Source organism: Pseudomonas pohangensis, assembly GCF_900105995.1.
In the GTDB taxonomy this organism is placed as follows: domain Bacteria; phylum Pseudomonadota; class Gammaproteobacteria; order Pseudomonadales; family Pseudomonadaceae; genus Aquipseudomonas; species Aquipseudomonas pohangensis.
In genome coordinates this window covers 1,311,056-1,330,955 of sequence record NZ_LT629785.1, presented here as the reverse complement: position 1 = coordinate 1,330,955, position 19,900 = coordinate 1,311,056, and the positions used below count along the sequence as shown (strand labels likewise).

At 60.5% G+C, this 19,900-nt stretch carries 17 protein-coding genes; 9 read left to right on the top strand and 8 right to left on the bottom strand.

The annotated features are described in order from the left end of the window. The first annotated feature begins 3 nt into the window (after positions 1-3). The 4 genes from BLT89_RS06250 to BLT89_RS06235 all read left to right on the top strand — a co-directional run bounded on the left by BLT89_RS06250 (position 4) and on the right by BLT89_RS06235 (position 4,747). On the top strand, positions 4-705 hold the full coding sequence (locus BLT89_RS06250; RefSeq protein ID WP_090193617.1) for a class I SAM-dependent methyltransferase: 702 nt from the start codon (positions 4-6) through the stop codon (positions 703-705). 190 nt (positions 706-895) lie between these two features. After that, entirely contained in the window at positions 896-1,801 is a 906-nt protein-coding gene (locus BLT89_RS06245) for a glutathione S-transferase family protein (protein WP_090193616.1), read from the top strand. A gap of 295 nt (positions 1,802-2,096) precedes the next feature. After that, positions 2,097-4,073 carry a BCCT family transporter gene (locus BLT89_RS06240; RefSeq protein WP_090193615.1) on the top strand — a complete coding sequence of 659 codons (1,977 nt, stop codon included), beginning with the start codon at positions 2,097-2,099 and terminating at the stop codon, positions 4,071-4,073. A gap of 311 nt (positions 4,074-4,384) precedes the next feature. Continuing rightward, positions 4,385-4,747, top strand: coding sequence for a YajD family HNH nuclease (locus BLT89_RS06235; RefSeq protein ID WP_090193614.1), 363 nt, complete (start codon positions 4,385-4,387; stop codon positions 4,745-4,747). Here the strand turns inward: BLT89_RS06235 and BLT89_RS06230 are convergent. The 3 genes from BLT89_RS06230 to BLT89_RS06220 form a co-directional block, all read right to left on the bottom strand. After that, on the bottom strand, positions 4,727-5,809 hold the full coding sequence (locus BLT89_RS06230; protein ID WP_090193613.1) for an ArsA family ATPase: 1,083 nt from the start codon (positions 5,807-5,809) through the stop codon (positions 4,727-4,729). The genes BLT89_RS06235 and BLT89_RS06230 overlap by 21 nt on opposite strands. Further along, a complete protein-coding gene (locus tag BLT89_RS06225; RefSeq protein ID WP_157718805.1) occupies positions 5,806-6,735 on the bottom strand; it encodes an ArsA family ATPase in 930 nt (309 codons plus the stop codon). The genes BLT89_RS06230 and BLT89_RS06225 overlap by 4 nt, the downstream gene beginning before the upstream one ends. 117 nt (positions 6,736-6,852) lie before the next feature. After that, entirely contained in the window at positions 6,853-7,629 is a 777-nt protein-coding gene (locus BLT89_RS06220; protein WP_090193611.1) for a substrate-binding periplasmic protein, read from the bottom strand. A gap of 527 nt (positions 7,630-8,156) precedes the next feature. Here BLT89_RS06220 and BLT89_RS06215 point away from each other — a divergent pair. Next, entirely contained in the window at positions 8,157-9,911 is a 1,755-nt protein-coding gene (locus BLT89_RS06215) for a chloride channel protein (protein ID WP_090193610.1), read from the top strand. A gap of 181 nt (positions 9,912-10,092) precedes the next feature. Here BLT89_RS06215 and BLT89_RS06210 read toward each other — a convergent pair whose 3' ends face one another. Together BLT89_RS06210 and BLT89_RS06205 are read right to left on the bottom strand one after the other, a co-directional pair. After that, positions 10,093-11,805, bottom strand: coding sequence for a cation acetate symporter (locus BLT89_RS06210; RefSeq protein WP_090193609.1), 1,713 nt, complete (start codon positions 11,803-11,805; stop codon positions 10,093-10,095). Beyond that, positions 11,802-12,110, bottom strand: a complete 309-nt coding sequence (locus BLT89_RS06205; protein WP_090193608.1) for a DUF485 domain-containing protein — start codon at positions 12,108-12,110, stop codon at positions 11,802-11,804. Before BLT89_RS06205 ends, BLT89_RS06210 begins: the two co-directional genes overlap by 4 nt. Positions 12,111-12,455: 345 nt before the next feature. On the opposite strand from BLT89_RS06205, the gene BLT89_RS06200 reads away from it, so the two are divergent. Continuing rightward, entirely contained in the window at positions 12,456-14,027 is a 1,572-nt protein-coding gene (locus tag BLT89_RS06200; protein ID WP_090193607.1) for a glycoside hydrolase family 17 protein, read from the top strand. Here the strand turns inward: BLT89_RS06200 and BLT89_RS06195 are convergent. Further along, the gene (locus BLT89_RS06195) at positions 14,017-14,385 is read right to left on the bottom strand and encodes a hypothetical protein (RefSeq protein WP_090193606.1); all 369 of its coding nucleotides are present in this window, start codon (positions 14,383-14,385) and stop codon (positions 14,017-14,019) included. The genes BLT89_RS06200 and BLT89_RS06195 overlap by 11 nt on opposite strands. A 174-nt stretch (positions 14,386-14,559) precedes the next feature. On the opposite strand from BLT89_RS06195, the gene BLT89_RS06190 reads away from it, so the two are divergent. Next, the gene (locus BLT89_RS06190) at positions 14,560-15,876 is read left to right on the top strand and encodes a serine/threonine protein kinase (protein ID WP_090193605.1); all 1,317 of its coding nucleotides are present in this window, start codon (positions 14,560-14,562) and stop codon (positions 15,874-15,876) included. Further along, a complete protein-coding gene (locus BLT89_RS06185; RefSeq protein WP_090193604.1) occupies positions 15,869-16,648 on the top strand; it encodes an MlaA family lipoprotein in 780 nt (259 codons plus the stop codon). The genes BLT89_RS06190 and BLT89_RS06185 overlap by 8 nt, the downstream gene beginning before the upstream one ends. Positions 16,649-16,737: 89 nt before the next feature. On the opposite strand, the gene BLT89_RS06180 is transcribed toward BLT89_RS06185, so the two are convergent. Both BLT89_RS06180 and BLT89_RS06175 read right to left on the bottom strand, forming a co-directional pair. Then, on the bottom strand, positions 16,738-17,982 hold the full coding sequence (locus BLT89_RS06180) for a patatin-like phospholipase family protein (RefSeq protein ID WP_090193603.1): 1,245 nt from the start codon (positions 17,980-17,982) through the stop codon (positions 16,738-16,740). Positions 17,983-18,024: 42 nt separating this feature from the next. Beyond that, positions 18,025-18,945, bottom strand: coding sequence for a lipid A biosynthesis lauroyl acyltransferase (locus BLT89_RS06175; RefSeq protein WP_090193602.1), 921 nt, complete (start codon positions 18,943-18,945; stop codon positions 18,025-18,027). A 153-nt stretch (positions 18,946-19,098) separates the two neighbouring features. Here BLT89_RS06175 and minC point away from each other — a divergent pair, with 153 nt between their 5' ends. Then, on the top strand, positions 19,099-19,833 hold the full coding sequence (gene minC, locus BLT89_RS06170) for a septum site-determining protein MinC (protein ID WP_090193601.1): 735 nt from the start codon (positions 19,099-19,101) through the stop codon (positions 19,831-19,833). Positions 19,834-19,900 lie beyond the last annotated feature (67 nt).

The following is a 19,900-nucleotide window of genomic DNA, read 5'->3' as shown; positions in this document are numbered from 1 at the left end:
CGGATGGCAGACACAGACAACGTCTTGACCCCGGCCGAGGCGCAGGCTTACTACGACCGCTTCGGCAAGAAGCAGGATAGCCAAGGCTTCTATGAAGACCCGGCGCTGGATGAGCTGATTGCCCATGGCGACTTTGCCAATGCCCGCAGTGTCTTCGAGTTCGGTTGCGGCACCGGCAAGCTGGCGCAACGCCTGCTCGCCGGGCACTTGCCGGCTGAAGCCCGCTATCTGGGCTGCGATATCAGCCCGGTCATGCTTGATCTCACCCGGCAGCGTTTGGCAGCGTACCCCCGGCGTGCACAGGCAGCCCTGACGGATGGCACCATAGAATTTCCGCTCAAAGACCAGTCAGTAGATCGCGTTGTTTGCTGCTATGTACTGGATCTGCTTTCGCAAAAGGACATCCATTGCTTCTTCACAGAAGCCCGGCGCGTGCTGAAGCCGGATGGTCTGCTCTGCCTGGCCAGCCTTGGCAAAGGCAGCAATCGCAGGTCACGCCTGGTAGCCAGCGTCTGGTCTGCGCTATTCCGCCTGAATCCAGCCATCGTTGGCGGGTGCCGCCCCATGCAGCTGATCGCCTTCGCTGACCGGGAGAACTGGCAGATACTGCATCAGGCTGTCGTGACGCCGTTCGGTGTGCCGTCGGAGGTGCTGGTTTTGCAGAATAAAAGCAGCCCTCATCATCCGGTAGCTGCTGTTACATGAAGGCTTGCCCATCTGGACTCAGCCATCGAGAAGCCAAAGGAAGCAGTCACCAAGTTAAGAGCTACCAGATAAATCTCCAGACTGAACCGGAAAGCCGTCATCTGTCATGAAACGTTCAATCACCTGCTGCCACTGCAACAACTACCCTATGCTTGGTCAGCACTCATGAATCAGTAGCCGCGGAGCCCCCATGTCAGACCTGATCCTGCATCACTACCCGATGTCACCCTTCTCGGAAAAGATCCGCGTCATGCTCGGCTACACCGGGCTCGACTGGCAATCGGTGATAACCCGGGAAATGCCGCCACGTCCGCAGCTGGCGATTCTGGCCGGTGGTTACCGCAAGATTCCGGTGGCGCAGATCGGCGCCGACATCTTTTGCGATACGCGCACGATTGCCGCCGAGATTGCCACGTTGTCCGGCAAACCCAGACTGGCGCTGGAAAAGCTCACCACCCAGCAGCAGGGTTTTGCCAGCGAAGTGGATCTGGAAGTGTTCATAGCCTGCGCCATGGCCGCCAGCACCCGTGCCATGGGCCGCAAGTTCCGCCAGTCGCTGTCAGTTGCCGACATGGCACGGTTTATCTGGGATCGCCTCAATTTTGGTTTGCCGGTACTGAGCCTGCGGGCCGCGCGACAGCGTGTGCGCCTGCATCTGGAGAGTCTGGAACGCATGCTGAAACAGCCATTCCTGTTCGGCAAGCAGCCCAATCACGCCGATTTCTCCACCTATCACAGCCTGTGGTTTCTGCGTGATCTGGCGGAGTCCAGCTTGCTCGACGACTATCCGCAGACCCTGGCCTGGATGGATCGCATGCAGGCCTTCGGCCACGGCGGGCGGCGTGAAATCAGCGCGCAGCAGGCACTGGACATCGCCAGAGAAGCGACCCCCCGCGCCATCGCGGCCGTGCATCGCAAAGACCCGCAGATTGGCCAGCAGGTCCGGATCACACCCTCCGACTACGGACAGGTTGCCACCAGCGGCAAGCTGGTCGGTGCCACGCCAACCCGCTGGATTCTGGCCAGAGACGTAGCCGAGGTCGGCAGTATTCATCTGCACTTCCCCAAACAGGGCTTCACCCTGGCGCCGGACTGAGAGCGGCACAACAACTGCGCGTTGGTTACCGGCTTTGGCAAGGCTAACCGCCAGAATTAACCCGGGGCGGGCTTCAGACCGGCAGTCCGGCGACCTGGCGACCAGCAATGGTGGGCTGAAGCCCACCCTACCGAGGGACTGTGACAGGCCGTAGGGAACAGTCCCGGAGAGACTCTGATCAATCCAGAAAAACTATCATTCTTTTGAGTCTGATTAATATCTAGGCTACCCTAACGGCCTGCATTGAAAGTCTTCCGCCCTTGGCGGCCATCCGATCCAAAGGAGAGCTGAATCCATGGAGGCAAAATCGTCTTCGCGCTCAACCATCAATCCGCCGGTGTTTTTCGTAGCCACCGTCCTGATTGCCATCATCATCGTGTTCAGCCTTGCCTTTAAGGAACAGACACAAATTCTGTTCGCCGCAGCGCAGAGCTGGATCGTTACTGACGCCAGCTGGTTCTATGTGCTGACGGTGGCATTGATCCTGATCAGCGTGGTATTTCTCGCCATCAGCCGCTATGGCGACATCAAGCTCGGCCCTGAACACAGTCAACCCGAGTACCGCAACGCCAGCTGGTTTGCCATGCTGTTCAGCGCCGGCATGGGTATCGGCCTGATGTTCTTCGGCGTGGCCGAACCGCTGATGCACTTCGCCAGCCCGCCGGTGGGTGCTGGCGGCACGGTACAGGCCGCCCGTGAGGCGATGCAGCTGACCTTCTTCCACTGGGGCCTGCATGCCTGGGCAATCTACGCCATCGTCGCACTGATTCTGGCCTACTTCTGTTTTCGCCACGGCTTGCCGCTGAGCTTGCGCTCGGCGCTCTACCCGCTGATCGGCGAACGCATCTACGGGCCGATCGGCCATGCGGTGGATATCTTTGCCGTGGTCGGTACGGTGTTCGGCATCGCCACCTCCCTGGGCTTTGGCGTGCTGCAGATCAACAGCGGCTTCCATCATCTGTTCGGCCTGCCCGTCAGTGCACCGATCCAGGTCGGACTGATCGCCGCCACCTGTACCCTGGCCACCATTTCGGTAGCCAGCGGCCTGAACAAAGGGATCCGCATCCTTTCCGAGCTGAACCTCGGGCTGGCCGTGCTGTTGCTGATGTTCGTCCTGCTGGTCGGGCCTACCTCGTTCCTGCTGCAGGCCTTTGTGCAGAACACCGGCGTTTACATGTCGGAGATCGTCAGCAAGACGTTCAACCTCTACGCCTACGAGCCGACCGACTGGATCGGCGGCTGGACCCTGTTTTACTGGGGCTGGTGGCTGTCCTGGTCGCCCTTTGTCGGGCTGTTCATTGCACGGATTTCCCGTGGTCGTACCATCCGCGAATTCATCCTGGGTGTGCTGCTGGTACCCGCAGCCTTCACCCTGCTGTGGATGACCGTCTTTGGTGATACCGGCATTCACATGGTGCTCTACGAGAACCTCGGCAGCCTGGCCGAGACGGTCAAAGCCGACAGCTCGCTGGCACTGTTCGCCATGCTCGAACAACTGCCCTGGTCCACGCTGCTATCGATGATTGCCGTGGTCATGGTCATTGTGTTCTTCGTCACCTCGGCCGACTCCGGTGCACTGGTGCTCGACATGCTCTCCTCGCGCAGCCATAAACTGGGCGATTCACCGCTCTGGCAACGGCTGTTCTGGTCGACCCTGATCGGTGTAGTGGCCGCTACGCTGCTGCTGGCCGATGGACTGAAAGCCCTGCAAACCGCCACCATTGCCAGCGCGCTGCCCTTTGCCATGATCCTGCTTGCGGCCATGTGGGGGCTGTTCAAGGCGCTGCGCCTGGATGCGGCCAAGCGCGAGTTTCACCAGATTCCGAGCAGTAGTGGCGGCACCGCTGCCGGCACGATTGACTGGCAGCTGCGCTTGCACAACATCGCGACGCTACCCGAGCGCAGCGATGTGAAAAGCTTCATCGTCAAAGTGGTACTGCCGGCATGCAAGGATGTCTGCAGCGAGTTGCAGAAGCAGGGTCTGCACGCCGAAGTGACGTTCAAGAACTCTCGCGTATGGCTTGACGTGTCCCATGGCGCCGAAGCCGACTTCCACTATGAAGTACGTCCGCACGGGCTGGAGCAACCCAACTTTGCCCTGCTGGACAGCGACGAAGAGACGGAAGAAACACGCGAATACTTTCGTGCCGAAGTGCATCTGGCCGAAGGCGGGCTGGATTACGACATCATGGGCTGGTCCCGTGATGCCGTGATCGGCGACATCATCGACCAGTACGAACGGCACCTGCAGTACCTGCATAGGATCCGCTGATCCTGTTTGCCGGCTGGGTAACTGCAAAGCGTTACCCGGCTTGCTGGTAAAGCCGCAAGCTGTATATTTCAAAGCTTTTGTGGGAGCGGCGACTCGCCGCGATGTAGCCAACGCCAATCCACACCTATAAACCAATAGCTCGCGCCGGGGCGGCGCTCCCACAGGACTGCACTGCCCTGCAAGCACATAAGACTGATACTGGCCGGACCCATAACGGCACACTTTTTTCGGGCTTGTGGATTACGCCCGCGCTTCGCAGCAGCTGCCCGGCGAATTACACTGACGGGACACGTCACAGGTAGAGCGCCCTCATGAGCAGCCAGAACCCGACCAGCAAACTCGACAAGATCCTTGCCGAGGCCCAGCGCAACCGCGAAACCAGTTATCGCGAGAAGGCGCTGAAGATGTACCCGCATATCTGCGGACGCTGCGGCCGCGAGTTCAGTGGCAAGCGGCTGATGGAACTGACCGTGCACCACCGCGATCACAACCACGACAACAACCCCGAAGACGGCTCCAACTGGGAGCTGCTGTGCCTGTTCTGCCACGACAACGAACACCAGCGCCAGGTTGATGCGCACTACCAGACCAGTGATGCCGGGCGCGGTGCGGCCAGTCAGGCCAAACACAATCCGTTTGCCGATCTGGCGGCGTTACTCAAGAACAAGTCCTGAGCTATCCGCCAGCAGTACGCGGGCCAGACGTTCCAGTGCCGGCAGGCCGATCATCTCGCCGTCCATTTCCGGCACGTTGAGGATCTCGCTGAAGCGCGTATGCAGCGTACGCCGGGCACTGTAGTAGGCCTGCAAACGGGCATGACAGGCTGCCAGCTCATGGTCTTTGCCATCGCGCAATGCCTGCTGCACCGCCGCCTGCCGGCTGTCGTCGGCCTGTGACCACTGTGGCCAGGCGCGGTTCACGATGACCTTGCGCAAGTGATAACCGGCCGCGCTGAGCTGGTCATGGAAGGCCTCGCCTTCCTGGATTTTCGCCGCATCGAAACTGCTGATCAGCACGAAGGCGGTAGTCGGATCGAGCAGCAGTTGCTGGGCCTGCAGGTTGGTCTGGCGGATTTCCGGGGCCAGTGCATCGATGGCGGTGAAGAATTCGGTGAAATTTCGCACGAACTCGGAACCGGTGAGAAAGGTCAGGGTGCCGAGGATCATCTTCATGCCCTGCTTCCAGGCGCTGGCAGCCAGGCCGAAACCACTGGAGCGGCCCATGAACAGGCTGACGATGGTCGAATCAAACACCGCATTGAGCTTTTCCGGCGCCAGCAGGAAGTCCACCGCATGGGCCGCCGGCGGTGTATCCAGAATCACCAGATCGTAATCGCCACTGCTGGCGGCATCTTGCAGACGTGCCAGCGAAGTGAACTCCTGGGAGCCGGACAGGGTGGTCGACAGCTGCTGGTAGAGCACCGAATCGAACAGGCGCTGGGCGGCCTCGCGGTTGCGGCTATGCCGCTGGATGTAATCGACGAAGATGGTCGACGGATCGATCATCCCGGCATACAGCTCACCGGGGAAATTCTGCCCCGGTACGTAGACATCGTCCGAGCAGTTCTCGATGCCCAGACTGGTAGCCAGACGCCGTGCCGGATCGATGGTCAGCACCAGCACGCGCTTGCCCATTTTTGCCGCGGCAATACCCAGCGCAGCCGAAGTGGTGGTCTTGCCTACCCCGCCACTGCCGGTGCAGACGATCACCCGATGATTTTCCAGCAGGCTCTTCATGGCTTTGCGCCCTCCCCGGCATCCAGCACATCGGCCAGCTGTTCGAGCAGGTAAGCGGTTTCCAGACGCGTCACCAGCGGCAGGCGCTGCACCGGGCCGAGAGCCTCGAGCCGCGCCATGCTGGATTTTTGCAGACGCTCAATGCGGCGCATCTGGGTGACGAAATCATGGGCCGGATCATGCCGGTCGGCCGCTGGAATATGCTCCGGCAGGTCAAGCAGGCGATTGCAGTAGAGGCGTGGCGCGATGCCGACCTCGGCCTGTAACTCGACGGCCATCTCGCAGGCCTCGGTCACCGGCATTTCCTCGGCCAGGGTCACCAGCCGGTACTCGCAGACCTGAGGATCGGCAAGCATCTTCGCCATGATCGAACTGTGTTTGTACATCGGTCCGCTCGTGGCGGTCTGCGCCATGCCCCGCGGGGCGCGCAGCAGTGCCATGAACTGGCCGGTGGCGTAGGCATCGACCACCACCACATCGACATCACGCTTGTACCAGGTGTGCCGCATCGGCGCGGTCAGCTTGCCGAGCATGGCCAGTTCAGAGAGGCTCGGCGCCGCCGCCACCAGTGCCTTCATCATGGTGTTGCCGAGAATCCTGTCGGTCAGGCCCTTGATCGGCAGGTAATGGGAAATATATTCGCGCAGGGTCGATTCAACATCCCAGCGCGCAATGCCGATGTTCTGTTGCCAGGCCACCGGCTCGACCCCCACCGGCAAACCCAGCAGCGGTCCGTAGAAGCTGCGGCTGCCCATTTCCGCCAGCAGCACGTTGTGCCCGCGACGGGCAAACTGCAGGGCGGTCGCCGCCGCCACCACCGACTTGCCAACGCCACCCTTGCCGGTAACAAACACAATGCGATGCCCGTGCTGGCCGCCATAGCGCGAGCCTTGGCTGGTTGGACTGGAGGGGCTGGACTGTTTCAATAGGATGATTCCGGAGCACTGAACTGCATTTCACCACAGCCGGTGCGCAGTGCCCAGTGAGCAGAATGTCGCAAGGTGACTTGCTCCCGGGCGCTGCAGACAAGCTGCGGGCAGGATTCAGCTGGTCGGGGAATCCGTTGCGTCTACCTTGAGCTCGGAGCGAATCGCCTTGTCCAGACGCTGGATCACCGAAGGCGATACGCGCTGGCTGCAAATCAGGTAACGAAAATCGCCCTTTGGAATATCCGGCAGCGAAATTGTCTGGAAGTCGTTGATCGGGAAATCCGCTTCAGTGGCATAGAACGCGGCTTCCTCCTTGCTGATGAAGGTCAGATCGGCCCGATCGGCCTGCAGCATCTGCAACAAGGTAGGGATTTCAACCGAGACGCGCTGCACTTTGTCTTCTGGAATCTTGCTGATCAGCCCGTCCAGATATTCCCCGTAGACAAAACTCTGCTTGAGCAACAGGCGCGTTCGCCCATCGGCAAGCAGTGCCCTGGCGGTTTCCCCTTCAGCCACCGGAAAATCCGCGCGGGCAAAGCCCACTTGCGGGCTGTCGTGATAGATGGGCTGGGTGAAGCGGGCGTAAGTTTCCCGTTCGGCAGTCTTGTACCAGCCCACCGAGCAATCTTTGCCCTGGTTTGCCTGGATGCGCATCATGCTGCGATTGAACGGCTCCGACTTCCAGATGACCGGGATACCGGCCTTGGCAAACACGCTCACCGTTGGCCCGATAAGCAGGCCGGCCGGCTGCCCCGTCTGATCGGTGTACTGGAATGGCTTGCGTTCGGAGTAACGGATGGTTATCGGCTCACGGCTTTGCGCAACGGCAACCGCACAGACCATCAGGCCCGCTATCAGGCATGCAAGCTGACGCAGCAAACCTTTGAACATCCTGCCCCCCTGTATGAATGGCAATTTGCCGCAAACGCTGGCGCGCCGGCGGCATGGGCAGGCCTGCCCGGGAAACGCCTGCAGCGGATCACCCCTGCAGAACAGCCAGAACCGACCTCTGTCACCCCGATGCTAACACCCATGGCGGTGATTGTTCCCGCCCGGGGCTGATTAACCGACGAGAGTCACCCTTCACTCACCGAGCGGTGCTGGAGTCACAGTCTGCGGAACTGGATGCAGCTTTTCTTCACATAACGACCGGCAGCTTGCAGCCACCGGCCAGCTTGTGCAGTGCTGAAGGTGACAGACCGGCGAACGAGCTTGCCTGCGCCAGTCTCGACGCAGCGGCGGAATAACCCGCTGCGGGTGTTGCTGTGGATACCTGCAAGCGCAGATGCAGCCAGCTGCAATTTCAGCGATGCAATTGGTTATAGTTAGCCGATGAACAGCCCAAATCGCCCTGCCCTCTGCCTGCCTCTCCCGACTCCCTGCCTGCCGGTGCAACTGCGACCGCAAGGCGGGTACTGATGCTGACCTGGTTGCAGGCGAAATTCGCCAGCGGTGAAGCACTGTGGGTGCGCATGCTCTACTGGCTGCGCGCAAAATTCGCCAGTGGCGAAGTGCTCTGGGTAATGGTTGTGCTTGGCGCCATTGCGGGGCTGGGTACCGGCTTGATCATTGTTGCATTCCGCGGGCTGATTTCTTTCGGCCAGAACTTCCTGCTCAGCGGCGGCGTGGATGATTTCGAGCAGCTACTGCCACTGGAGCGGCTGGGGCTGGCGGTTGCCGGCGGATTGCTGGTCGGGCTGATCTTCCAGCGCCTCGGCAAGGCTGGCTCGGTGGGTGTTACCCACGTCATGGAACGGGTCGCCTACCACTACGGCCGGATGCCGCTGCGCAATGCGCTGGTGCAGTTCTTTGGCGCCGCCCTGTGCATTGTCAGTGGCCAGTCGGTTGGCCGCGAAGGTCCGGCGGTGCATCTGGGCGCGGCCACCTCCAGCGTGATTGGTTATCGCTTCGGGCTGCCCAACAACAGCCTGTTGGTGCTGGTGGCCTGCGGGACGGCTGCGTCCATTTCTGCTTCCTTCGATACGCCACTGGCGGGCGTCATTTTCGCGATGGAAGTGGTGATGATGGAATACAGCATCGCCAGATTCACTCCGGTGCTGGTGGCCTCGGTGTCGGCCGCGCTGGTGTCGCAGTTTGTCTACGGCCACCATGTTGCATTCGCTGTGCCGACGCTGAGCCTTGGCACCAACTGGGAAATCCTCCTGCTGCTCGCCATGGCCTTGCTGCTGGGATCGATCTCGGCGCTGTTCATCGAAATGCTGACGAAGGTGGTACGTTTCAGTCAGCGCATTCCGCTGTGGTTACGCTTCACTCTGGCCGGGCTGGCAACCGGCCTGATTGCCATGCTGGCCCCTGAAGTCATGGGGATTGGCTATGACTCGGTGAATAACGCGCTGCTGGGCAATTACCTGGTTCCGGCGCTGCTGACCCTGCTGGTGGCGAAACTGTTGGCGACGACCTTCGCCATCGGCCTGGGCTTGCCGGGTGGCGTGATCGGCCCGACCCTGGTGGTGGGCGCCGCCATGGGCGGGCTGTTTGGCGTGCTGGCTGCGTGGGTGTTTGGCGACGCTGCGGCATCGCCCGGGTTCTATGTCCTGCTGGGCATGGTCGGCATGATGAGTGCAACGCTACAGGCACCCCTGGCAGCGCTGATTGCGATGCTCGAATTGAGTGGCAACCTGAACATCATTCTGCCCGGCATGCTGGTCGTGGTCGGGGCCAATCTGGTGGTCAGCGAGGTCTTCGGCAAGAAGTCGGTATTCCACATGCTGTTGCGTGAACGCGGCCTGGACTATGAACCCAACGCGATTACCCGGCATTTGCGCAGCATCAGCGTCAATCAGGTAATGGACCGGCGCTTCGCACGCATCCGCGTCGATGCAGCGCTGGACGAGGTTCGCCAGACCTTGCAGGGTCACCCGTTGTGGCTGGTGGTCGAGCATGACGAGGGTCCCAGAGTCTTGCTGTCCGCCGCCGAGGTGGCCCGTGGCATCGTCAACCTGCCGGCCGAAGATAACGCTCCCGCGCCTTTGCAAAGCCTGGAAAAACAGGGCATGCAACTCGGCACGATTGACGCACGGGCCAATCTGCAGGAAGCCATGGTGGTGTTGCGCAAGGCAGAGCTGGGCGCGCTGGCGGTGGTCACCGGGCTACGCAAGTCGATGATAGACGGCGTAATCACCCGGCAGGCAATAGACAAGCAGTATCGCTAGCCGGCTATGCAGTGGGCTGTCTGGTCCTGACTCTGTCCTGTGCCTGTTGCGGCTGCATGGCCGAACATTTCGTCACGCCTGACTTGCCTCTTGCACCACCGCGCCATGCAAGGAATAAAATTCAACGTCCATGAAAAAGGCAGCCCGCAGGCTGCCTGAATGGAACCTTGTAGCCAGTAGATCAGTGCGCTGAAGCAGCAGAGATACCGATACCGGTTTCGCCGCGCATGGCCTGTGCCGGGTAACCGGCCCGGTCGATGCGGGCACGGTCGCTCTTGTCGGTGACGGAGAAGAACCAGATCCCGCCAAAGCCGGCAATCATCGAGAACAGCGCGGGCGAGGTGTAAGGGAAGAGCGCTTCGGCGTTGCCGAAGATATCCACCCAGATCGACTTCGACAGCACGGTCAGCACCACTGCCACGATCAGCCCCATGAAGCCACCAACCATGGCGCCACGGGTGGTGCAGTTTTTCCACATCAGCGACATGAACAGCACCGGGAAGTTGGCCGATGCCGCGATGGCGAAGGCCAGCGAGACCATGAAGGCGATGTTCTGCTTCTCGAAGGCAATCCCCAGAACCACTGCCACCACACCCAGCACCATGGTGGTGCGCCGCGACACTTTCAGCTCGGAAGCCGAATCAGCCTTGCCCTTCTTGATCACGGTGGCGTACAGGTCGTGCGATACCGCCGAAGCACCGGACAGAGTGAGCCCGGCCACCACCGCGAGGATGGTGGCAAAGGCGACCGCCGAGATGAAGCCGAGGAACAGGTTGCCACCCACCGCATCAGCCAGATGGATTGCTGCCATGTTGCCACCACCGCGCAGGGCACCGGCGGCATCAAGGAACTGCGGATTGGTCGAGACCATAACGATGGCACCGAAACCGATGATGAAGGTCAGCAGATAGAAGTAGCCGATCCAGGTAGTTGCCCAGAACACCGACTTGCGCGCTTCCTTGCCATCCGGCACGGTGAAAAAGCGCATCAGGATGTGCGGCAGACCGAGGGTACCGAACATCAGGGCCATGCCGAAGGAGATGGCTGAAATCGGATCCTTGACGAAGCTGCCCGGGCCCATGATCGACAGGCCGGTTTTGGCTGCCTGGGCAGCATCCTGACCGGCAGCCAGCGCACCGGCTTCCTTGACCTGCACTGCGGCAGCAAACATCGCTTCCGGCGAGAAGCCATAGTGTTGCAACACCATGAACGCCATGAAGGAAGCACCCGACAGCAGCAGTCCGGCCTTGATGATCTGCACCCAGGTAGTGGCCGTCATGCCGCCGAACAGTACATAGACCATCATCAGGCCACCGACCAGCACCACGGCAATCCAGTACTCCAGACCGAACAGCAGCTTGATCAACTGACCGGCACCGACCATCTGTGCAATCAGGTAGAAGGCCACCACCACCAGAGTACCGGACGCGGCGAACAGGCGGATCGGCGTCTGCTGGAAGCGATAGGCCGCCACATCGGCGAAGGTGAACTTGCCGAGATTGCGCAGGCGCTCGGCCATCAGGAAGGTCAGGATCGGCCAGCCGACGAGGAAGCCGATCGAGTAGATCAGGCCATCGTAACCGCCCACCATGACCGCAGCGGAAATACCCAGAAAGGAGGCCGCCGACATGTAGTCACCGGCAATCGCCAGACCGTTCTGGAAGCCGGTGATGCCACCACCGGCGGTATAGAAGTCGGAAGCCGATTTGGTTTTCGAGGCCGCCCACTTGGTGATGAACAGGGTCATCACCACAAAAGCGGTGAACATGCCGATGGCCGTCCAGTTGGTGGCCTGCTTTTCCAGCTGGCCAAGATCACCACCGGCCGCCAGCAGCGTGCCGGAGAAGCCGGTAGCCAGCAGTGCCAGCAAAGCCTGAAGGTTATGGCGTTTCATTTACGCGACTCCTCGATGACCTTGCGGGTCAACTCGTCAAACTCGGTGTTGGCCCGGCGCACATAGAAACCGGTTATCAGCACGGTGAAAACAATCACACCGAAACCGACCGGAATGCCCAGCGTCATCACGCCGTCACCAATCGGCTTGGCCAGCCACTCCTTGTCAAAGGCAATCAGCAGGATATAGCCGTAATAGACCACCAGCATGATGAGGGTGAGCATCCAGGCGAAGCGGCTGCGCTTGGCCTTGAGCTCCTGGTAATGCGGATTAGAAGAAATCCGCTGGAACATGTCGTCGTTCATTTTTCGATTTCCCGCGGGTGGTGAAAGGTGGCGGAACTCTATTCCTGCCAATGGCGGAAAACAGACGACTAAAGTCGTAGAAACAGGGCACATACGACCAAAGATTTAACCGGCCAGTTGGCACACCGTTTGCCGGCCAGGCACGCCCCTTTCCGGTTAGCAATCCCGCTGCTTTTTTGTCAGCCACAGCAGTGCAAGCGCAGCTCGGCTGTACTGGTCATTGCGCGGCAGAAACACAAGGTCTGCCGGCCAATCAGAACGCTAACCGCGGCAAACAAACAGCGCGTTTATCCAGCGCTCGATTCCGCTAATATGCGCGCCTGATCACTCACAGCGCGCCCCCTCATGCCCAGCTCTTCGCGTTCCCTCCTGCTGCCATACCTGTTTTCCTGCGCCCTGGCCCTGTTTGCCCTTGGCGGCCTCTGGTACGGCATAGGGCAGCCCGTCACCCTGGCAGACAGCGCGACCCCCTCGCACAAGCTGCAATGTGTCTCCTACAGCCCGTTCGACAAGGACCAGTCGCCCTTCGACCAGCCCTTCGTGCTACGGCCCGAACGCATGGACGCTGACCTGGCGCTGCTGGCCAAACGCTTCCGGTGCATCCGTACCTATTCGATGGACGGCATGCAGGCACTGCCGGCACTGGCGCGCAAACATGGCCTGCAACTGATGCAGGGGGCCTGGGTGAGCCGCGACCCGCTGGCCACGCAACGCGAAGTCGACGCACTGATAGCAAGTGCCAACGCCAACCCGGATGTGGTCCGCAGCGTGATCGTCGGCAACGAGGCGCTGTTGCGCAAGGAAGTCACCGGCGCACAACTGGTCAGCCTGATCGCCCAGGTAAAAAGCCAGGTCAGGCAACCGGTGACCTATGCCGATGTCTGGGAGTTCTGGGAGCAGTACCCGGAAGTCGCGCCTGCCGTGGATTTCATTACCATCCACCTGCTGCCCTACTGGGAAGACCAGCCAACCGGCATCGACGCGGCACTGGCGCAGGTGACCCGGGTGCGTGAGCGTTTCGGCGAGCAGTACGCACCCAAGGACATCCTCATCGGCGAAACCGGTTGGCCCAGCGAGGGTCGCCAGCGGGACACCGCCCTGCCCAGCCGGATCAACCAGGCACGTTTCATTCGCGGATTCGTGCAACTGGCCGAGCAGAACGGCTGGCACTACAACCTGATTGAAGCCTTTGACCAGCCGTGGAAGCGCGAAAGCGAAGGCGCCGTAGGTGGTTACTGGGGCCTGTTTGCTGCCGATCGCGCGGAAAAAAATATCCTCGCCGGCAGCGTCTCCAACCTGCCGGCCTGGCCATGCTGGTTTGGCGCCAGTCTGCTGCTGGGGCTCGCCGCCCTGCTGCTGGCGGGCCGCCCTGCATCGGTACGCTCCGCCCTGTTGCTGCCGCTGCTGACCGGGCTGGGCTCGGCATGCATGCTGCTGTGGGCTGAACTGGCGCTGATTACCAGCCGCTTTGTCGGCGAGTGGCTGTGGGCCGGATCTTTGCTGGGCCTCAACGTGCTGGTCCTGATCTATGCGCTGCTGAGCCTGTCCGCCCGTGGTGGCTGGCGCCAGCCGCTGTTCAACGCCTTGCACCAGCGTGCCGGCTGGTGGCTGCTGGCTTCCGGCTTTGCCGGCGCCGTGCTGATGCTCGGGCTGGTGTTCGATGCCCGCTATCGGAGTTTTCCCAGCGCCGCCCTGCTTCTGCCGGCGCTGTTTTATGCACTACAACCGGTCGTGCTGGCTCGTCGCGAAGCGTTGTTGCTGGCTGCGCTGATCGGACTCGGCGTACCATTGCAACTGTATCAGGAGGGTCCGGGCAATCTGCAGGCAATCGGCTGGGCACTGGTCAGCCTCTTGCTGGGTGCGGCGCTGATTCGCTCGGCGCGGCTTTCCCGCCCGGCTCCGAGCGTCAGGCGCTGACGGCCGGGCGGCGCACCAGACGCAAGGCAGCCAGTACCAGAGCGAAAACCGCCAGGCTGGCGCTGTACAGGATCAGCGCCGCAATGGCGCAGCACAGCGCCAGCACTGCCAGTACCGCGCCACTTTTGCGGGCAATGAAAAAACCCGGCAAGGCCAGGGCCAATGCCAGCCAGGCAATCACCCGAAAATGGATCAGCCAGCCCAGCACTGATCGCAGCTGACACTCCCAGCGCGGCGTCTGCTCCACGCACAGACCGACCCAGCGGGCATCTTCCATCAGGGCAAAACGCAAGCCATAGCTGGCAGCAAGACACAACGCAATCAGTACAACCAACAACAGCAATGAACGGTGTGTCATACAGCCTTCCCGAGAAGTTCATGATTGCGCCGTCAATGCATCGAAAAACACAGGACGGAGCACCGGGCCAATTAAAATCAACAGCCCCTGGTGGCAGATATTGTTACGAGCTATTGCGCATTCGGGTTCAAATCGTTCTACTACATGGCGATTGTCAACCTGAGAGACTGTCCCATGCGCAGTTTGCAACTTCTAGCCGCCTTTCTGGGCGGATTATCCCTGAGCTTCGCGGCCCATGCAGCCGATATCGACCGTGCCACTTACGGTTTTCCGGTGACCAACCCCTTCGAAGCAACCATCGCTTCAACACCACCAGCGCAACAACCCGTACTGCCTGCTGACGACGATATCGATCAGAGCGACTACGCGCTGGATCTGATGCCCGGGCGCGCTGAACAGCTACCGGACGCCTTCTGGGCGGTGAAGCAGCTGAAATACCGGCTGGCCGTGCAAAAAGGCCCGGCCCCGCTGATCTTCATCATCGCCGGCACCGGTGCCAAGTACGATGACAGCAAGCCTGAATTCCTCAAGAAACTGTTCTACGGCGCCGGTTACCACGTAGTGCAGATTTCCTCGCCAACCAGCTTCGACTTCATTGTTTCCGCATCTACCGATGCCACACCGGGCATTTCCACAGCCGACGCCCGGGATCTGTACCGCGTCATGGAAGCCATCAGCAATCAGCACAAGGATCTGCAAGTCACTCATTACGACCTGACCGGCTACAGCCTGGGCGCCACGGATGCCGCCTTTGTCAGCAAGCTCGACGAGGAGCGCAAGCGCTTCAATTTCAACCGGGTACTGCTGATCAACCCTTCGGTCAATCTATATACCTCGGTGAACAATCTCGACAGCCTGGTGAATGTGGTAATTCCCGGGGTAAACAACAAGTACACCTTCCTTGACGAACTGACCGACAAGCTGACGAAGTACTTCAAGGAAGAAGGACGCATCAGTATTTCCGATGCCACCGCCTACAAGTTCCAGGAATCCAAAGAGCGCCTGACCGACGAACAGATGGCCATGCTCATCGGTTCTTCGTTCCGCTCCTCTTCGGCAGACATCATCTTCACCTCGGATTTCATCAACAAGCGTGGCCTGATCACGCCGGTGGCTACCATAGACAAACTGGATACCGAGGAAAGCTTCAAGACCGCACTGGTTCCGCTCTACCGCAAGTCGCTGGACTGCAACTTCGTCTGCTACCTGAACCAGCAGGTGATGCCTCACTGGAAGAAAAGCAATCCGCAGGGCGACCTGCAGCAACTGGTGCATGAAACAGGTCTGGCCAATATCCAGGACTACCTGCAGAGCAGCCCCAAGATTGCGGTCTTCCACAACGCCGATGACATCATTCTCGGGCCGGGTGATCTGGGCTTTCTGCGCACCACCTTCGGCGACCGTCTGACCGTTTATCCGCTCGGCGGGCATTGCGGCAACATCAACTACCGCGTCAATACCGACGCCATGCTGGAGTTCTTCCGTGGCTAAGAAATACCTCCTGCTCGCCCTCATGCTGGGCAGCAATCTGGCATTTGCCGGCAGTACCAACGCACCGGACGCAGACGGCTACACCCGCCCGCTGGAGTCATTGAATTTTGACCCCAGCCTGCATTCGGAGGTCTATGAGCAATCGGCTTATCAGACCATGGATGTCTACGATCCCTTCGAAACCGTGAACCGTGCCATTTACCGTTTCAACTACCAGGCAGACCAGTATGTGCTGCTGCCGGTGGTGCGCGGCTACAAGTACGTCACCCCGGAAGTCGCCCGTACCGGCGTCAGCAACTTCTTCAGCAACCTGGGCGATGTAGGCAACCTGCTCAACAGCGTCCTGCAGCTCAAGGGTGAAAAGTCGATGCGCATCACTGCACGGCTGCTGTTCAACACCACTATCGGCGTGGCCGGCCTGTGGGATCCTGCGACCATGATGGGACTGCCCAAGGAGAAGGAAGACTTCGGTACTACCCTGGGCCACTACGGTGCCGGCGATGGCCCGTATATCGTGCTGCCACTGCTCGGCCCGTCCAACCTGCGTGATACCTCCGGCTTTGTCGTGGATACCGTGGCCAACAGCAGTATCGACTTCCTCAACGTGCCTACGGCAAGTTCGGAAAATCCGGAAATATACGTGCTTCAGGGCATCGACAAGCGCTACACCACGCCCTTTGAATACGGTCAGCTGAACTCGCCGTTCGAGTATCTGAAGGTGCGTTATCTCTACACCGAGATGCGCCAGCTGAAGATCAACGCCGACGATTGATCCGTGCCACGCCTGCCTGACGCAATGTCAGGCAGGCGGCATCCGCTTACACCCGCCCTTTTCTTCCAGATTCTCCTCGCAAGACCTCGTCAGCTGCCTGCCTGGACCAATCCCGGCGCAACTGGGCTGACCGGCATTGCGTGTGGCGTATTCGCTGCGACCACTGCAGGCGCCACAGCCTCCAGGCCGAGAAACTGACTGAGTTTGTCTTTCTGGTTCATCGCATCCTGGTAACCCAGCTCGATCAGCTCGTTGCAGTAACCTGCTTCAAACAGCAGGTAACTCAGCACCCCGGCTCCACTGGAGCGTGTGGCACCGGCGCCGCGCAGGAAGAACCGCAGCGCTCGTGGCAACTCATGCCGATGGCGTGCAGCAATCCGGTCCAGCGGCTGACTGGGCGATACCACCAGCACCTCAACCGACTTGAAGCCAGGCGTTACCGATTCTGCCGACATTGGCAGCATGCCGTTCATGCGATTGATGCGATCCAGCAACTCGATATCGCCCTCCAGACTGTCGATGAACGTGCTGTTGAGCATGTGGCCGCTGATCTGCGCCAGGCTCGGCGGCCGGCCGGTCAGGGGACGCGAATCGGCATTCCGGCCGGAATCGGTACTGCCGCTGACGCCCAGCACCAGTACGCGGGTGGCGCCCAGATGCAGCGCCGGGCTGATCGGTGCCGCCTGACGCAGGGCGCCATCACCGAAATACTCGCGATTGACCTTGACCGGTGGAAAAATCACCGGCATCGCCGCGCTGGCCAGCAGGTGTTCCAGATCCAGCCGGGTCTGCACACCGATCCGGCCGTGCCGAGCCCAGGGCTCGATCGCCGCCCGGCTCTGGTAAAAGGTCACAGCCTGCCCTGACTCATAGCCAAACGCGGTAACAGCCAGCGCCCGCAAGCGCCGCCGCGCCATGGATGCACCAATGCCACTGAGGTCCAGCTCGCGCTCCAGCAGTTCTCGCAGTGGTGAATTGTCCAGCAGTGCCACCGGAACTTCCTTGCCCATTCCCAGCAGGCTATGACCGATAAAACGACCGGCCTGGCGGATCACCCCCGGCCAGTCGCTGCGGTATACCTGATGCGAATGGAAGCCCTGCCAGACCTTGGCCAGCTGGCGAATGGCATCGGTAAAGTGCAACGCACCGCAGCCCAGGGCAACTGCATTGATAGCACCGGCCGAGGTACCGACGATCACCGGAAAAGGGTTATGCGCGGCATCCGGCAGCAAGTCGGCAATCGCGCTCAGGACGCCGACCTGATAGGCAGCGCGCGCACCGCCACCGGAAAGTATCAGCCCGGTAACCGCAGGGGTGCTATCGCTTGCACTCATCAGAAGATTTCCACATTTTCGCCAAACTGGCGTGATCTGAGCCTAATACAGCTTTGCTTCACCTTCGGGGCGGGTCTTGAAGCGCCGATGGGCCCACAGATACTGCTCGGGATTGGCCCGCACTACCGACTCGACCCACTGGTTGATGCGCAGGCAATCGGCTTCTTCACTGTCACCCGGAAAGTCCTCCAGCGGCGGGTGAATCACCAGACGATAACCGGAACCGTCTGCCAGGCGCTCCTGGGTAAAGGGTATCACCCGTGCCCTGCCCAGCTTGGCAAACTTGCTGGTCGCAGTGACCGTCGCCGCCATCACGCCAAACAGCGGGACAAAAATACTCTGCTTGCGTCCGTAATCCTGATCCGGCGCATACCAGATGGCCCGCCCCGCTCGCAGCACCTTGAGCATGCCGCGCACATCGTCACGCTCGATGGCTGTGGCATCCAGGTTATGCCGCTCACGGGAGCGGCGTTGCACATAATCGAACAACGGATTGTCATGCTCGCGGTACATGCCGTCGATGGTATGCAACTGGCCGAGCAGCGAAGCGCCGATTTCCAGCGTGGTGAAATGCACGGCCATCAGAATCACGCCCTGGCCTGCTGCCTGGGCCTGTTGCAGGTGTTCCAGCCCTTCTACATGAGCCAGCTTGCGCAGACGCGCTTTCGGCCACCACCAGCTCATGGCCATCTCGAAGAAGGCAATGGCCGTCGATTCGAAGTTCTTGCGCAGCAGCTGTTCGCGCTCTGCCGGCGAAAGCTGCGGGAAGCACAATTGAAGATTGCGCGCGACGATATGCCGGCGCGATTTGGCGACCAGCAGCATCAATCTTCCCAGCCCGCGCCCGAGCAGCAACAGAACGGCGTAAGGCAACTGTGCCAGCAGCCAGAGCAAGGCAAACCCCAGCCAGAGCAGCCAGTAACGCGGGTGAAGAAATGCACGGCGAAATTGCGGTCGATCCATGAGCCAGGGCTTCCAGACGAGACAGGTCCCACGATTCTACATAACCACGACCATCGCAAGTTAACCAACCATCCAGCAATCTCCAGCCAAGCCGCTTGCGGCAAAACGGGCTAATGGTTATAACTCGTGGCCTTTTACCGCCGCAGGCCAACCATGAGCCAAGCCGATCTCCTAGACCAAGACCCCGTTTTCCAGCTCAAGGGCAGCATGCTGGCCATCACCATTCTGGAGCTGATGCATAACGACCTGCAGCGCCTGAATCTGCAACTGGCAGAAAAAGTCGCGAAAGCCCCCGGATTTTTTCAGAACACACCGCTGATTCTGGCCCTCGACAAGCTTCCCGAAGGTGAAGGTTCGATCGATATCGCCGAACTGATGAGCGTTTGCCGGCGCCACGGATTGCGCACCCTGGCAGTCAGGGCGGTACTCGAATCACACATTGCTGCAACCAATACGCTGGATATTCCACTGCTGCCGCCCTCCGGAGCACGCGAGAAAACCATCGAACCGGCAGCCAACCCGGCCAAAACAGTGGAAAAGCCGGCCGAACCGGTGCTGCGCCCCAGCAAACTGGTCACCTCACCGATTCGTGGCGGCCAGCAAGTCTATGCCCAGGGCGCCGACCTCATCGTGATGGCTCCAGTCAGCGCCGGGGCCGAGTTATTGGCTGACGGCAACATTCACCTCTACGGTGCCATGCGCGGACGCGCTCTGGCCGGTGTGCGGGGCAACACCGATGCACGTATTTTCTGCCAGCAGCTGGGCGCCGAAATGCTCTCCATCGCCGGCAACTACAAGACCGCAGAAGAACTCAGGCGTGACCCGAACTGGGGGCAAGCGGTTCAGGTCTACCTGACCGAAGACGTGTTGAACATCACCCGCCTTTAACGGATACTGCCGCACAAATCAAAGCGTCACCAGTGCAGACAATGCACCAATTAACGCGTCTAACTTA

What these genes read in the sequence shown, in the direction of transcription:
- BLT89_RS06250 (WP_090193617.1), top strand. Translation starts at nt 4, where the DNA reads ATGGCAGACACAGACAACGTCTTGACCCCGGCCGAGGCGCAGGCTTAC.
- BLT89_RS06245 (WP_090193616.1), top strand. Translation starts at nt 896, where the DNA reads ATGTCAGACCTGATCCTGCATCACTACCCGATGTCACCCTTCTCGGAA.
- BLT89_RS06240 (WP_090193615.1), top strand. Translation starts at nt 2,097, where the DNA reads ATGGAGGCAAAATCGTCTTCGCGCTCAACCATCAATCCGCCGGTGTTT.
- BLT89_RS06235 (WP_090193614.1), top strand. Translation starts at nt 4,385, where the DNA reads ATGAGCAGCCAGAACCCGACCAGCAAACTCGACAAGATCCTTGCCGAG.
- BLT89_RS06230 (WP_090193613.1), bottom strand. Translation starts at nt 5,809, where the DNA reads ATGAAGAGCCTGCTGGAAAATCATCGGGTGATCGTCTGCACCGGCAGT.
- BLT89_RS06220 (WP_090193611.1), bottom strand. Translation starts at nt 7,629, where the DNA reads ATGTTCAAAGGTTTGCTGCGTCAGCTTGCATGCCTGATAGCGGGCCTG.
- BLT89_RS06215 (WP_090193610.1), top strand. Translation starts at nt 8,157, where the DNA reads ATGCTGACCTGGTTGCAGGCGAAATTCGCCAGCGGTGAAGCACTGTGG.
- BLT89_RS06210 (WP_090193609.1), bottom strand. Translation starts at nt 11,805, where the DNA reads ATGAAACGCCATAACCTTCAGGCTTTGCTGGCACTGCTGGCTACCGGC.
- BLT89_RS06205 (WP_090193608.1), bottom strand. Translation starts at nt 12,110, where the DNA reads ATGAACGACGACATGTTCCAGCGGATTTCTTCTAATCCGCATTACCAG.
- BLT89_RS06200 (WP_090193607.1), top strand. Translation starts at nt 12,456, where the DNA reads ATGCCCAGCTCTTCGCGTTCCCTCCTGCTGCCATACCTGTTTTCCTGC.
- BLT89_RS06195 (WP_090193606.1), bottom strand. Translation starts at nt 14,385, where the DNA reads ATGACACACCGTTCATTGCTGTTGTTGGTTGTACTGATTGCGTTGTGT.
- BLT89_RS06190 (WP_090193605.1), top strand. Translation starts at nt 14,560, where the DNA reads ATGCGCAGTTTGCAACTTCTAGCCGCCTTTCTGGGCGGATTATCCCTG.
- BLT89_RS06180 (WP_090193603.1), bottom strand. Translation starts at nt 17,982, where the DNA reads ATGAGTGCAAGCGATAGCACCCCTGCGGTTACCGGGCTGATACTTTCC.
- BLT89_RS06175 (WP_090193602.1), bottom strand. Translation starts at nt 18,945, where the DNA reads ATGGATCGACCGCAATTTCGCCGTGCATTTCTTCACCCGCGTTACTGG.
- minC (WP_090193601.1), top strand. Translation starts at nt 19,099, where the DNA reads ATGAGCCAAGCCGATCTCCTAGACCAAGACCCCGTTTTCCAGCTCAAG.